Source organism: Shewanella sp. 10N.286.52.A9, assembly GCF_041468985.1.
GTDB lineage: Bacteria > Pseudomonadota > Gammaproteobacteria > Enterobacterales > Shewanellaceae > Shewanella > Shewanella japonica.
Map to the genome: position 1 here is coordinate 118,825 of NZ_JBFRJQ010000011.1, position 14,296 is coordinate 133,120.

The window sequence follows — 14,296 nt, forward strand, 5'->3', positions numbered from 1 at the left end:
GGCTATAAGTGAGCAAAGTACATATTTTTACTCTGTAAAATGGTTAATATTTATTTACAGATTTTAGTCAGGTTTCGAACAATCAAATCATCCAGATCACTGTCTGTACAAATCATTATGGTAAACTGTGGTTCATCTATTCCCACCTCATAACTATAAGGGAGTCTCCGTGACAGCGATTAATCAATTATACCCTCAGCCACTATGGCAATGGTTCGAACAAATTTGTTCTATCCCGCATCCATCAAAGTTTGAACATGCTTTAAGTGCGCACATTCAACAGTGGGCAAAATCAAAAAATCTTAGCGTTATTGAAGATAAGGTCGGTAACCTTATCATCAAAAAACCAGCCTACCCAGGCATGGAAAATAGAAAAGTCGTGGTACTTCAAGCCCATATTGATATGGTGCCGCAAAAGAATGCAGACAAAGTTCATGATTTTGAAAAAGACCCTATTGAAGCCTATGTCGATGGTGAATGGGTAAAAGCTAACGGAACCACATTGGGCTCTGATAATGGTATCGGTATGGCATCAGCTCTTGCAGTGTTAGGTGCTGATGACATTAAACACGGCCCATTAGAAGTCTTGTTAACTATTGATGAAGAAGCTGGCATGACCGGCGCTTTTGGACTCGAAGCAGGCATGCTTGATGCTGATATTTTAATTAATACCGATTCTGAACAGGAAGGCGAAATTTATATGGGTTGCGCTGGCGGTGTTGATGCACAAATAAGCGTGCCGATGTCGTGGCAAGCCCCTGAGCAAACCAATGCCAGCTTCAAATTAACCTTGTCGGGACTTAAAGGTGGTCACTCTGGTGTGAACATTCATTTAGGTCGTGGTAATGCGAATAAATTATTAGCACGATTCCTATTCATTTATGCGGACGATTTAGCACTTGAATTAGTTAACTTTACTGGTGGTTCATTACGTAATGCGATTCCTCGTGAAGCGAATATCAGCTTTATGTTACCTAGTGAAAACCAAGTAAAACTTGAACAAGCGATTACTGAGTTCCAAGCCTTAGTACGTGCAGAGCTATCGATTGCCGATCCTGACATGTTACTGACACTTGAATCAATCGAGACACCAGAAAAGGTCATCGGTGAAGAAGCGCAGAATACCTTAATTGACTTACTTCATGCATGCCCGAATGGTGTTATGCGCATGAGTGATGAAGTTGAAGGCGTAACAGAAACATCACTGAATGTTGGTGTTATCAACACTGAAAATGAGTCTGTAGAAGTCCTATGCCTTATCCGCTCGTTAATAAACTCCGGTCGTGAAGAAATCGAAACTCAGTTAACAGCATTAGCTAACTTATCAGGTGCAAGTATCGAACTTTCAGGCGCATACCCTGGCTGGAAACCTGATAATAACTCACCTGTAATGGCGATAGTTCGTGACACTTATAACGACATTTATAAAAAAGACCCTACGATCATGGTGATCCACGCAGGTCTTGAATGTGGTCTGTTTAAAGAACCCTACCCGACTATGGATATGGTATCCATTGGTCCTACAATTCGCTTCCCGCATAGTCCTGATGAAATGGTTAATATCACAACCGTTGGACAATACTGGGAGTTACTGCTTGCAGTACTTGAACGTATTCCAGCAAAAGACTAATTAGTAAAAACGTCAAAAAGGCTGCCATTCTCATTGAGAATGGCAGCCTTTTTCATTTAAGCGAAGCGAGTAGTCAGTAAAATACGCATCAGCTTAAAAGTTTAAATCAAGTTGTTCAGTGTTCGACTGTTTATCTTTGGTATCAATTTCAATATCAGCTAATCCGACCGACACGCCGACTAGACGAATCCCCCTGCCATTTGCTCGCGCTAGAGCTTGGCTTAATAAATCATGAAACAGGTTCAATGATATTTCATCACTACGGTGTTCAATCGTGGTCTGTTTAAAATCATTAAACTTGAGCTTAACCACTTGCTTATGAATTTGCCTATCCTTTGCACTGCGGTGAACTCGAGCAATGAGTTCTTGAATTAACTGCGGCATAACATTATTGCACTGATCAAGCGTAAAAATATCTTGTGCCAGTGTGGTTTCAACTCCGACCGATTTCCTGACTCGATTGGGGCTGATTGTCCGATTGTCGATACCTTGCGCACGTTCAATCAGAACTCGCCCAAATTTACCAAATGCTGCAATCAGTTTATCACTTGGGTAATGTTGCACATCTTCACAGGTTGTTAGACCAAGGGCGGCTAGCTTTGCCGAAGTCACTTTACCTACGCCAGGAATTTTGTTCAGCGTTAATGGCTTTACGAAGGCGTTAATATCTTCAGGAGGGATAACATACTGACCATTAGGCTTATTTAAATCTGAAGCAATTTTGGCAAGAAACTTAATGGGCGCAACACCTGCTGATGCTGTTAACCCGGTTTCATCGAGTATTTCTTGACGAATCGCCTTAGCAATTAAAGTGGCACTGCCCTTGTGGGCATGACAGTCCGTGACATCTAGATAAGCTTCATCTAAAGATAAAGGTTCAACTAAATCGGTATAGCGATGAAAGATAGCTCTAATTTGTACGGAAATTGATTTATAGACATCCATTCGACCTGGCACTAAAGTGAGATCTGGGCATAATTTTAACGCCTGATAACTCGACATAGCAGAGCGCACACCAAACTGGCGAGCTTCATAATTACACGTGCTGATCACGCCCCTGCGATCGCTTCTGCCACCCACAGCTATGGGTTTGCCACGCAATTCTGGAAAGTCTCTCATCTCCACCGCTGCAAAATAACAATCCATGTCGATATGAATAATTTTACGGACCATTTTCAAGCAAGCTCTTTCTAGCTCATTAACTGATTAATTAATTTATCATAGCAGATGGACAAAATCACTGTATAAATAAACAGTATCGTGTAATAACACTAGTAACGCTGATATTTGAATCAAATCTGCTTAACAATGAACCGAACTTAGCTATTTCAACAAGCGTTTGCGACTTAACATGGTAATTTAGTTACGGAGGAGTCTGTTACACATTTTTTATCTAAGCCCTTTTATAGTGACCTTTTCATCAAGTAACTTAGTACAAAAACAAAAAAGCCCAACATTGTTGGGCTTGTTAATACCAGTGACTTTTTACATTTTCGTCTGTAAATAGTTCTGTAATCCAACACGATCAATCAGTCGAATTTGTTTTTCTAACCAGTACATATGATCTGATTCAGTATCATCTAATAATACTTCTAAGATTTCACGAGTTTGGAAATCTTCTTTTTCTTCACAAAGTGCAATGACTTCACGTAAATGATCAGCAACGGCATACTCGTAGTTCAAATCATTTTTCAGCATCTCTTCAACATCTTTACCTATGTTGAGTGCTTCACGACTCGCAACGTCTGGAGTACCTTCTAAGAATAAAATACGTTGTACTAACTTGGCAGCATGCGCTTTTTCATCGTCTGATTCATGAAGAATACGAGTGTATAACTCATCAAATCCCCAATCTTCATACATATGAGCATGAACAAAATATTGATCCATCGCCGACAATTCACCGGTTAATAGTGCGTTTAGCGCTGCAATAACTTCTGGATGACCTTTCATGTTAAATTCCTATTAATCTTTAATTTGTGATTGAAGGTAATTTTGAATACCTGTTTGATTGATGAGTTCTTTTTGAGACTCAATCCAATCAAGATGTTCTTCTTCATCTTCGAGTAAATCTTCAAGTAGATCACGACTCACATAGTCACGCTCTGCTTCACACAACTTGATGGTTTCTTTCAGTACGACAAGCTGCTCGGTTAACGCTTGCTCGTCACAATCAAGCATCTCTTCACAATGCTCACCAATACGTAACTTATCGAGTTGCTGTAAATTGGGTAATCCTTCCAGAAATAACACGCGCTCAATTAGCTTGTCGGCATGCTTCATATCTTGAATCGATTTCTTGTATTCTTTTTCATTCAGGTTTTCTAAACCCCAATGTTTGAACATGCGTGCATGTAGGAAATACTGGTTAATGGCAGTTAACTCACACGTCAGCACTTTATTCAGCTGACTAATTACTTTAGGGTGGCCTTTCATAATTCTGTCCTTTAATTCAAGATTGATCTGGATCAATTTCCAACAGGATAGTACATACGTTCATTAATTACAAATACCCTTTAAAATCATACACTTGATTAGTGATAATCATTATCATTACAACTTAGGTTATTAACTAGTTTCACTTCAGTTTAAATACCGTTAACTTCAATGGAATCACGGTTATAGGTTAAAAATACAAAAACGCTACATGCGCTTGATCACAGAATAATCGTAAAATGTTACCTAAAAAGATTTTTGTAAATTTTGTATCGAATGAAATGACAAACTATTTCAGACATAAAAAAGCCCAATGAGATAAACCTCATTGGGCTATTTAATTAACCTAGATCCGCTAAGTCGCTTTGAGTATCGCGATGAGATAAAGGTTAAATAATACGGTTCTGATTTAGCTTAGCTTCACGCTCAGATTCCGCCATTCGACGTTTTCTTTTATCACACGGATCATCGCAGTCACAAGCTTTTTCGATGCCAAGAACACCAAGACCACCGCAACTGCCTTCTACAGCTTTACGCTTAATAATGTAGCCAACAGACATTAATAGGAAAAATAATAACAACACGACAAAGGCCGCTATAAAGGTACTCATCATAATTTCTCACTTATACTTCTTTATCATTGTATTGCCAATAAAGCTTAATCGCCACTTACTGAATATAAGGCCCGTAAGCTTCACTATAAAAGACTTCGTAATGGTCGTCATCTTTCTCAATCAACATAACTGGTAAGTTCTGCTCATGAGCAAGTGCCAACGACGCTTCGGTACCCAGTACCATCATTGCCGTAGCATACGCATCAGCAGTCATACTACTAGGATGTAATACTGTGACTGAAGCTAACTTGTGTTTAATTGGGTAACCCGTTCTAGGGTCGATGAGGTGCGAGAATCGCTCACCCTCTTCTTCATAATAAATACGGTAATCACCTGATGTAGCTAAAGCCATATTGCCAGGTTCTACGACCTGCTGGATGACGCCACCCTCAGTCGTTGGCTTTTCAACTGCAATACGCCAAGGTGAACCATCATCCTTCACACCTTTAACACTGATCTCACCACCAATTTCAACTAAGTAACCCGCTACCTGATACTTGTTAAGTAAATTAGCTATTTTATCTACGCCATAACCCTTAGCAAGTGAAGACAAATCCACATACAAGTCGGGGTTAGTTTTAGTAATCTTTAGCCCATTAATGGTAAAGCCATGAATATCAGCCTTTGCTTTAACGATATCAATGGTTTCTTGGCTTGGTATTTCAGTAGGGCGCTTGTCTGGCCCAAACCCCCAAAGATTAACCAGTGGGCCTAATGTGATATCTAACGCACCACCTGTCACATTGTATAATCGTACCCCTTCTTTAAATACCTTTATGGTATCTTCCGAAACAGTGATGCTTTGGTTTACTGACAGCTTATTGAAACGAGACAATTCTGACTTAGGTCGATAAGTCGACATTTGGTCATTCACTAACTCAAGCGCAATGTCGATTTCCGCTTGCAATAGTTGGGTGGTCGGTAAGCGATCATTTCTCACCACTTTGATGTGGTAAGTCGTTCCCATAGTATTGCCCGATAACGACACAATATCGTCTTCACTTCCACAAGCAGTTAGAAGTAATACAACCAAAGATACAAGCAGTGCTTTAAAAGAAATATTAATCATCTCAAACTTCAAATTAGGGTTATCTAACATAAAAAAATGCAGCTTACTTAACGAAGATGACCTCCGTGTCAGCAAGCTGCAATTTATGACGTTCAATGTCTTTTAGGATTATATCTAATCATTTGCGATTAGCACATTAGCCACCAAAGTCATCGAGTAGGATGTTTTCATCTTCAACACCTAAGTCTTTAAGCATACCGATAACAGCAGCATTCATCATTGGAGGTCCACACATGTAGAACTCACAATCTTCTGGCGCATCATGGTCACGTAGGTAGTTTTCATACAATACGTTATGAATGAAACCCGTGTATCCGTCCCAGTTATCTTCTTCTTGCGGATCAGATAACGCAACATGCCATTCGAAGTTTTCATTTGCTGCAGCTAAGCCATCAAAGTCTTCTACGTAGAACATTTCACGCTTAGAACGTGCACCGTACCAGAAGCTCATCTTACGCTTAGAGTTAAGACGCTTAAGTTGATCGAAGATGTGTGAACGCATTGGCGCCATACCAGCACCACCACCAACAAACACCATTTCAGCATCAGTTTCTTTTGCGAAGAACTCACCAAATGGACCAGAAATAGTGACTTTATCACCTTCTTTCAGGCTCCAAATGTACGAAGACATTTTACCACAAGGTAGAGTTAGGTTACGTGGAGGCGGCGTAGCAATACGCACGTTCAACATAATAATTCCAAACTCTTCTGGGTAGTTAGCCATTGAGTATGCACGAATAGTTTCTTCATCAACTTTAGATTCAAGGTTGAAGAAGCCAAAGTGCTCCCAGTCGCCACGATACTCTGCAGGTACATCAAAATCTGCATATTTAACATGGTGAACTGGCGCTTCAATTTGGATGTAACCACCAGCGCGGAAAGGCACTGATTCGCCATCAGGAATTTGTAGCTTAAGCTCTTTAATGAAGGTTGCTTTGTTATCGTTAGAGATAACTTCACATTCCCACTTCTTGATGCCGAAGATTTCTTCATCAAGTTCGATATCCATGTCAGTTTTAACGTTAACCTGACAGGCTAAACGACAACCCTGACGAGCTTCACCTTTACTGATGTGATCAAGCTCGGTCGGTAAAATATCACCACCACCTGATTTCACATTCACACGACACTGACCACAAGAGCCACCGCCACCACAGGCACTTGATACGAAAATACCGTTATCAGCTAATGCGCCAAGTAACTTGCTTCCCGCACCTGTTTTAATTGCTTTGTCGCTATCATCATTGATTGAGATAGTGATATCACCGCTTGCAACCAGCTTAGATTTAGCGAATAGGATCACTAATACTAAGATCAAAACGATTGCAGTAAACATACTCACACCTAGATATACATCTATTGGAGTAGCGTTAAGAATATCCATTAACTTATCCTTTAAGGTTCAAAGTAATACGTCGTAAGGTCTCTCTTAAAGAGAGACACCTGAGAACGACATGAAACCTAGCGCCATTAAACCAGAAGTGATGAAGGTAATCCCTAAACCACGTAGGCCATTTGGCACATCAGAATACTTCATTTTCTCACGAAGACCGGCTAACAATACGATTGCTAATGCCCAACCAATACCTGAGCCGATACCGAATACCAAGCTCTCACCCAGGTTGTAGTCACGCTCAACCATGAATGATACTGCACCAAAAATCGCACAGTTAACGGTAATCAATGGTAAGAAAATACCTAACGCGTTATACAAAGGAGGAAAGTACTTATCTAACGCCATTTCCAAAATTTGTACGAGTGCAGCGATAACACCGATGAAAGTAATGAACTTCAAGAAGCTCAAATCTGCATCAGGTACACCTGCCCAAGCGAGTGCGCCGGGTGCTAATAAACCTTGATAGATGATTTGGTTAACTGGTACAGCAATGGCAAGAACCACAATTACTGCTACACCAAGTCCCATCGCAGTTGTGACTTTCTTAGACACAGCCAAGAAGGTACACATACCCAAGAAGAAGGCTAATGCCATGTTCTCAATGAATATTGAACGAATTAACAGACTAATATAATGTTCCATTGCGCTTACCCTTTCGCTTCTACTTGCTCTGGCTTGTAAGTACGGATAATCCAGATCAACATACCGATCAAGAAGAACGCACTAGGAGGAAGAAGTAACAAACCATTTGGTTGGTACCAGCCACCGTCAGAGACCTTGCTTAGGATTTCAACACCAAATAAAGAACCGTTACCAAATAGCTCACGGAAAAAGCCAACTGATAATAGGATTGCACCGTAGCCTAAGCCGTTACCGATACCGTCCATAAAGCTCATTAAAGGTGGCGTTTTCATCGCATAAGCTTCTGCACGACCCATTACAATACAGTTAGTAATAATCAAACCAACGAATACTGATAACTGCTTAGCTACGTCATAGGCGTAAGCTTGCAATACTTGGTCAACCACGATTACTAACGAAGCAATAATCGTCATTTGCACAATAATACGAACACTGCTTGGAATGTGATTACGTAAAATCGAAATAAATAAATTCGAAAATGCGGTCACTGCAGTTAACGCTAATGTCATTACAATAGCGGTTTCCATTTTCGCGGTAACAGCTAGCGCACTACATACACCCAGAATTTGCAGAGCAATTGGGTTGTTATTAATGATAGGTCCAGTCAGAACCTGTTTAAGTTCTTTAGCATCAGCCATTAGCTAAGTCCTCCATTGCGTGCTTTTTCGATAAAGCGTGCAAAACCTTCTTCACCTAACCAGAAAGTTAATGAATGCTGAACACCATTACTTGTCAGTGTCGCACCAGATAATGCATCTACACCGTGAACTGAAGAAGCGATAGTTGGAACTTTAGTCACTTGAATAGCTAAGTTGCCATTGTCATCATAAAGTTTCTTCCCTTCCCACTTCGCAATCCATTGTGGATTTTGAACTTCACCACCCAGACCTGGCGTTTCACCAGAACCAGTGAAGTCGTAATACACTAAACTACGAATCGTGTTCATATCAGCTTCAACCGCTAAGAAAGCAAACATGGTTGACCATAAACCGTAACCTTTAACAGGAATAATAACGGTTTGTAGAGCATTGTTATCATCTTTTACAAGATATATAACACCCTGATTCGCTACACGTTTAACAGAAGCAATATCGTTCTCAGGCTTGAAAGAAGTCGCTGGAGTTCGCGCTGCTTTTTCAACATCAAACGTATCAGCATCACCATCTACAAAGTCACCTGTTTTTAAATCAACTAGGCGAGCTTCAACGTACTTATTGTACTTTTCGATGATAACGTCTTTCTCTACTTTGCCAGCTTTAGTATCCACTAAGCCCGCAGCTTCAAGAATATACTTTTGCTTATCTAATAATTTATTTTGTTGTTGAGTCGGCTTTAATAATACTGCTGCAGTCGAAACAAACATTGAGCAGACAAAGCACAAACCAATAACAACAAATAATGTTTTGCCGATTGATTCTTTATTACTGGCCACGTGAAATCCTCCGCTTAACATTTGCTTGAACCACAAAGTGGTCAAATAAAGGTGCGAATAAGTTAGCGAATAGAATTGCTAACATCATGCCTTCAGGGAATGCTGGGTTAATAACACGGATAAATACCGCCATCGCACCAATTAACAGACCGTAAGCCCATTTCGCATTATTAGTAAATGAGGCTGAAACAGGGTCAGTCGCCATAAACATCATACCGAAAGCGAATCCACCTAAAACAAGGTGCCAATACCATGGTGTTGCAAACATAGCGTTGGTATCACTACCAATAACGTTAAGCAATGTTGATACCGCAATCATGCCAAGTAACACACCACCAATGATGCGCCATGAAGCAATACGGGTATAAACGATAACTGCGCCACCAAGTAAAATAGCAAAGGTAGACACTTCACCTACAGAACCAGGAATGAAACCGAAGAATGCGTCCCACCAATCTTGCGTTAAGCCATATTCTAATGTGCCTTGTGCCGCTTGGCTCAGTGCAGTAGCACCAGAGAAACCATCAGCAACAACCCATGACGTGTCACCTGACATGTTAAGTGGGTAAGCAAAGAATAGGAAAGCACGACCAGCTAATGCAGGGTTAAGGAAGTTACGGCCTGTACCACCGAAGACTTCTTTTGCAACAACCACACCGAAGGTAATACCTAGTGCAACCATCCATAATGGAATTGTTGCTGGCAGTGTTAATGCAAAAAGAATCGAGGTAACAAAGAAACCTTCGTTAACTTCATGGCCACGAACAGAAGCGAAAAGCACTTCCCAGAAGCCACCGACCGCGAAGGTCACCGCGTAAATAGGTAAGAACCAACAGGCGCCATACCACATCAAGGCTGCAACGCCGGAGTCTGCGGTAAGCTCAGTTCCAAACAAGCTAAATAAGCTAACTTGCCATACATCAGGAGTAGCAAAGCCAGCAATTAACGCATCTTGCGCTTGTAAGCCAACGTTGTACATACCAAAGAACATCGCAGGAAAAGTACAAGCCCAAACCGTAATCATCATACGCTTAAGGTCAAGGTTATCTCGCACATGCGTGCTACCTTTGTTTACTTTACCCGGAGTATAAAACACAGTCGCAGCCGCTTCATACAGGGCATACCACTTTTCGTACTTGCCGCCTTTTTCAAATTGCGGTTCAATACGCTCGATAAAATCTTTCAAGCTCATATTAGCCTTCCCTCTCGATCGTATCTAAACAATCACGCAGGTATGTACCATAGTCATACTTGCCCGGACATACGAAGGTACACAATGCTAAATCTTCTTCGTCTAGTTCAAGTGCACCTAGCGCCGCAGCACCATCGTAATCACCAGAAACTAAGTCACGTAGTAGCATTGTTGGTAAAATGTCTAGCGGAACAACACGCTCATAATTACCAATTGGCACCATTGCACGGTCAGAACCACCAGTACTGGTCGTCATATTAAATAAACGTGAACGGTTTAAGTGGCCTAAGAATGCACGTGTAATAGAGAATTTGTCGCTACCAGGCATCGCCCAGCCAAACAATTCTTTTTCAGTGCCTTCAAGCAACAAACTGATTTGTTGATGATAACGACCAAGGTAAGCATGAGGACCTGCAGCTTGACGACCACTTAATACTGAACCAGAGATAACACGTACAGCATTACCTTCTACCTCATCAGCGGTAATTTCAGTTGTGCTTGCACCTAAGACCGTACGAATTAAACGTGGGTTCTTAGCTTGTGGGCCACCAATGGCAATAACACGTTGAGTGTTAAGTTCGCCTTGAGTAAATAGCTGACCGATTGCAATCACATCTTGATAGCCAACATGCCATACAGTGCGTGTTGCAGATGCAGGAAGTAAGTTATGAATATGAGTACCCACTAAGCCAGCAGGATGCTTTCCAGCAAACTCTTCAACTTGTGCATTCCCAGAAGGAATATCGGCACCAGGTGCTTTAGCCAGGAATACTTTGCCTTCAGTTAACTTAGCAAGTAGGGTCAAACCGTTTGCGAAGTCTTCTTTGTGCTCAGCAATCACAACGGCAGGATCTGCAGCTAGTGGTTGGGTATCTATTGCGGTGACGAAAATACCAGCAGCGACTGAGTCAACAGCAGGTACTTTACTGAAAGGGCGAGTACGCAAAGCTGTCCATAGACCTGATTCAATCAAGTTCTCTTTGACAACAGCTGCATCTAACGTGTTTAACGCATCAGCACTGTATTGAGTAAAGCTGACTTTTTCATCACCTTCAACTTCAATAACTACTGACTGAAGTACACGTTTCGCACCCCGGTTAATTTCTAATACAGTCCCACTAGCTAAAGCAGTATATTTAACGCCAAGGTTCTTTTTGTCTTCAAAAATTACCTGACCTTTTTTAACTTTATCGCCAACCTTGATTTTCATCGTTGGACGTAAGCCAATATACTCTTCACCCAAAGTGGCGACATTCTTAATGGCTGGGCCATTATGGATAACTTGCTCTGGGCCACCTGCTAGAGGTAGTTCCAATCCTTTCTTTATTGTAATCATATCCACAAGCACTACGTTTGAAGGAAAGACAATGCGCCGCGTTCCTACCCAAAAAAACAAAGTGTTAACAAACACTTCAGTGTTGAGCTAGCGCAGATTTATCACGGAAATGCGATCGCAATCACGCTGGTCGCGCGCATTTTACCCCAAAATGTGCGCTATCGCCACGAAAATAATAGGTGATTGAAATTTTTGATTGTTCATTTTTAAACAATTACACCTATTTAGGGTGTGGAATAGGCCGATAAATAGCGATCCGATGCAATATTTCAGTAACAAGGGCACTATAGCATTAATTTTAAAAGAATTAATATAAGAAGTGTTTTATCTATTTGTTAACAAATGTAGCGTTTAGCATAGGCTAAAATAGCCCATGCTAAAGCGCTTTTAAAACAGTAAGGTAGGAAGGCTGACATTCAAATTAATTAGAAACGCGCTTGGTAACCCACATAACTGAGCATTTCACCCTGCGAGGTAATACCTAAACTTGATTGCTGACTGACTAAATTTTCATCAAGTACATTTTCAACACGTAGATAAATTTCATGCACATTCGATAAGTGATAATTTGCAGCAATATCAACTTTCCACTGACCATCTATTTTTTCACCACCAGAAATTGCCGTAGCATAACCCAGCTCTGATTGATAAAGCGCCTGAGTCATAAAGCTAAAGTCCCCTACTACAACACCCGTGCTCAAGGCAATTTGTTGTTCAGGAACCCAAGGTAATTGCTCACCTTCAACGTAAAGGCCAATAAGCTCATTGACACCAGATTCACCAAACTCTGCTTGGCTATACTGATATTGAACCGATAACGGTATCGCAAACGAATCAAAACTAAATTGGTAATCGGCAGATAGATCGACACCATTTGCTGTTACGTCTTCGATATTGGCCTGCATATAACGTTGTGAGAAATCGCACGCCATGCTCCACATACAAGTGACATGCTGATTATCAAAGTCTTGCATGTATAAGTTAACACCAAGATTCAATACTTGGGTCTGATAAGTAAAACCAAGTTGATAATGCATTGACTCTTGCGCTTTCATCTCAGCATTACCTGCAGATGCAGCAGTCCAAGACTGTTTGGCGGCAAAAGCGGCTTTCCAGTTACCTGTTGTATAAGCTATTTCAAGAGACGGGATCCAACCATCATCAGAAAAGTCAGCTTCTTCAACACCATAAGCTTCCACTCCAACTTCACGAGTTGTACTGACACTCTCGAAGGCCACACCAAGGTTAAATGACAACGCGCCGTAGTTTAGCTTTGCATCTGCAGTTGTCGTGAAAACATTCACATCATCTACATAAGCCATAAGCGCTTTATCCACCGATACGCTTGATAAACTTCTATCAATATTCCAGAGCCAATCTTGTTGGCCAAATTTCATTTCTGCTTTATCTGAATGATATAAAGCGCCGTAGGTGACTTGATGAGCACCGTATTGACTGACACCTTCGGTTTGTAAACCATAACCAGCATAATGATTATCTTCGAGCATTGAGGCTAAGTTTGCCGTTGCAGAAGGATTGGCATCCATCGCAGCAATGGCTTGCAACTCTGCTACACCAATCGCAACGCCTTCTAAACGATTCAGTTGCGAGATTTTTTCATCGTAGGACTGATAATAAAAATCTGACACCATTTGAGTGCCACCAGTTAAATCAACCACATGGCTAACTTGATATTTATGCCGCTTACCTTCTTGCTGATCGTTTTGAGTTGCTGAGTAGCGGGTAGCGGGCTTACTGTTCCAGTCTTGTGCAACTAGGCCAACATTAGAATAACCACTTTCAGAGTCGGTATACTGATACATGAACTCGGTTTTTTGTGGGTTACGCGCACCAACTAAGCTATCAGCATTAATCTTGAACATGATATCGGTTTGCGTTTTTTCATTATCAAATTGACTAGCAAAACCTACTTCTTCTGCCGTATTTTGATAATCAACCCCAAGCAACATGCCATATTCTTTATTCAAGCCGCTGGCAATTGCGCCAACATGTCCATCGCCATTATCGTTAATTTCAATATTGGCTCGGCCCCCCATTTCATTAGGGCTAATTTGCGCTGTTGTGTAATTAACATGACCAAATGCGCCCATACCGCCCTTAGTCACATCTGTCAGACTTAAAGCAGCAATAGACTCTTGTAACACTAAGTTAGGTTGCAGTACTAAATGAGGCGCTGCATAAGGAGAAGGAGAAAAGCTGACTCTGTCTTGGGTCACCGCAACGCCATTAATTGCTCCTCGGTGGGTCACTGTTGTTGTTTGGCTTGTCGGCAATACAGTCATGCCTGATAATGCTAAAGGAATATCACTATCACGATAATGCAAAGACGCAGTCTGAGGTTGAGTGAGAATAACGCTATTATTTGATTCATCCATCGCAGCTGTAACTGAGGCGGCTGCATAAGTTGAACCTGAATGACAAACAAATAGCACAGCAGAAGCAATTACAGACAAGCTGAATTGACTTTTAGACATGGTTAACTCCCAAAATACATCATCGGCACCGTTGAGTTCGGTCCCTTATTGTTA

13 protein-coding genes are annotated in these 14,296 nt (G+C 41.2%); 1 reads left to right on the forward strand and 12 read right to left on the reverse strand.

The annotated features are described in order from the left end of the window. Positions 1 to 169: 169 nt before the first annotated feature. Complete coding sequence (locus AB4128_RS10205; RefSeq protein WP_065108666.1) at positions 170 to 1,630, forward strand: aminoacyl-histidine dipeptidase; 1,461 nt, start codon at positions 170 to 172, stop codon at positions 1,628 to 1,630. A gap of 93 nt (positions 1,631 to 1,723) precedes the next feature. On the opposite strand, the gene dinB is transcribed toward AB4128_RS10205, so the two are convergent. The 12 genes from dinB to AB4128_RS10265 form a co-directional block, all read right to left on the reverse strand. Then, a complete protein-coding gene (gene dinB, locus AB4128_RS10210; protein WP_372037576.1) occupies positions 1,724 to 2,803 on the reverse strand; it encodes a DNA polymerase IV in 1,080 nt (359 codons plus the stop codon). 312 nt (positions 2,804 to 3,115) lie between these two features. Continuing rightward, complete coding sequence (gene bfr, locus AB4128_RS10215; protein WP_055023687.1) at positions 3,116 to 3,583, reverse strand: bacterioferritin; 468 nt, start codon at positions 3,581 to 3,583, stop codon at positions 3,116 to 3,118. A gap of 12 nt (positions 3,584 to 3,595) precedes the next feature. Continuing rightward, on the reverse strand, positions 3,596 to 4,066 hold the full coding sequence (bfr, locus tag AB4128_RS10220) for a bacterioferritin (protein ID WP_055023686.1): 471 nt from the start codon (positions 4,064 to 4,066) through the stop codon (positions 3,596 to 3,598). Positions 4,067 to 4,455: 389 nt separating this feature from the next. Further along, positions 4,456 to 4,677, reverse strand: a complete 222-nt coding sequence (gene nqrM, locus AB4128_RS10225) for a (Na+)-NQR maturation NqrM (RefSeq protein WP_055023787.1) — start codon at positions 4,675 to 4,677, stop codon at positions 4,456 to 4,458. Between the two features lie 58 nt (positions 4,678 to 4,735). Next, positions 4,736 to 5,749, reverse strand: a complete 1,014-nt coding sequence (locus AB4128_RS10230) for an FAD:protein FMN transferase (protein ID WP_082419935.1) — start codon at positions 5,747 to 5,749, stop codon at positions 4,736 to 4,738. Between the two features lie 136 nt (positions 5,750 to 5,885). Continuing rightward, positions 5,886 to 7,133 (reverse strand): NADH:ubiquinone reductase (Na(+)-transporting) subunit F, encoded by a 1,248-nt coding sequence (nqrF, locus tag AB4128_RS10235; RefSeq protein WP_372037577.1) that lies wholly within the window; start codon positions 7,131 to 7,133, stop codon positions 5,886 to 5,888. A 45-nt stretch (positions 7,134 to 7,178) separates the two neighbouring features. Then, entirely contained in the window at positions 7,179 to 7,787 is a 609-nt protein-coding gene (nqrE, locus tag AB4128_RS10240) for an NADH:ubiquinone reductase (Na(+)-transporting) subunit E (protein ID WP_055023683.1), read from the reverse strand. 5 nt (positions 7,788 to 7,792) lie between these two features. After that, positions 7,793 to 8,425, reverse strand: a complete 633-nt coding sequence (locus tag AB4128_RS10245; protein WP_055023682.1) for an NADH:ubiquinone reductase (Na(+)-transporting) subunit D — start codon at positions 8,423 to 8,425, stop codon at positions 7,793 to 7,795. Continuing rightward, positions 8,425 to 9,219, reverse strand: coding sequence for a Na(+)-translocating NADH-quinone reductase subunit C (locus tag AB4128_RS10250; protein WP_055023681.1), 795 nt, complete (start codon positions 9,217 to 9,219; stop codon positions 8,425 to 8,427). Before AB4128_RS10250 ends, AB4128_RS10245 begins: the two co-directional genes overlap by 1 nt. Next, positions 9,209 to 10,411, reverse strand: a complete 1,203-nt coding sequence (locus AB4128_RS10255; protein WP_055023680.1) for an NADH:ubiquinone reductase (Na(+)-transporting) subunit B — start codon at positions 10,409 to 10,411, stop codon at positions 9,209 to 9,211. Before AB4128_RS10255 ends, AB4128_RS10250 begins: the two co-directional genes overlap by 11 nt. A gap of 1 nt (position 10,412) precedes the next feature. Continuing rightward, the gene (locus AB4128_RS10260; protein WP_065108774.1) at positions 10,413 to 11,747 is read right to left on the reverse strand and encodes a Na(+)-translocating NADH-quinone reductase subunit A; all 1,335 of its coding nucleotides are present in this window, start codon (positions 11,745 to 11,747) and stop codon (positions 10,413 to 10,415) included. Positions 11,748 to 12,172: 425 nt separating this feature from the next. Then, positions 12,173 to 14,242 carry a TonB-dependent receptor domain-containing protein gene (locus AB4128_RS10265; protein WP_372037578.1) on the reverse strand — a complete coding sequence of 690 codons (2,070 nt, stop codon included), beginning with the start codon at positions 14,240 to 14,242 and terminating at the stop codon, positions 12,173 to 12,175. Positions 14,243 to 14,296 lie beyond the last annotated feature (54 nt).

Bases quoted from the DNA above. Each gene is read 5' to 3' on its own strand.
- AB4128_RS10260 (WP_065108774.1), bottom strand. From the start codon at position 11,747: ATGATTACAATAAAGAAAGGATTGGAACTACCTCTAGCAGGTGGCCCA.
- dinB (WP_372037576.1), bottom strand. From the start codon at position 2,803: ATGGTCCGTAAAATTATTCATATCGACATGGATTGTTATTTTGCAGCG.
- bfr (WP_055023687.1), bottom strand. From the start codon at position 3,583: ATGAAAGGTCATCCAGAAGTTATTGCAGCGCTAAACGCACTATTAACC.
- AB4128_RS10265 (WP_372037578.1), bottom strand. From the start codon at position 14,242: ATGTCTAAAAGTCAATTCAGCTTGTCTGTAATTGCTTCTGCTGTGCTA.
- AB4128_RS10245 (WP_055023682.1), bottom strand. From the start codon at position 8,425: ATGGCTGATGCTAAAGAACTTAAACAGGTTCTGACTGGACCTATCATT.
- AB4128_RS10230 (WP_082419935.1), bottom strand. From the start codon at position 5,749: ATGATTAATATTTCTTTTAAAGCACTGCTTGTATCTTTGGTTGTATTA.
- AB4128_RS10255 (WP_055023680.1), bottom strand. From the start codon at position 10,411: ATGAGCTTGAAAGATTTTATCGAGCGTATTGAACCGCAATTTGAAAAA.
- bfr (WP_055023686.1), bottom strand. From the start codon at position 4,066: ATGAAAGGCCACCCTAAAGTAATTAGTCAGCTGAATAAAGTGCTGACG.
- nqrE (WP_055023683.1), bottom strand. From the start codon at position 7,787: ATGGAACATTATATTAGTCTGTTAATTCGTTCAATATTCATTGAGAAC.
- nqrM (WP_055023787.1), bottom strand. From the start codon at position 4,677: ATGAGTACCTTTATAGCGGCCTTTGTCGTGTTGTTATTATTTTTCCTA.
- nqrF (WP_372037577.1), bottom strand. From the start codon at position 7,133: ATGGATATTCTTAACGCTACTCCAATAGATGTATATCTAGGTGTGAGT.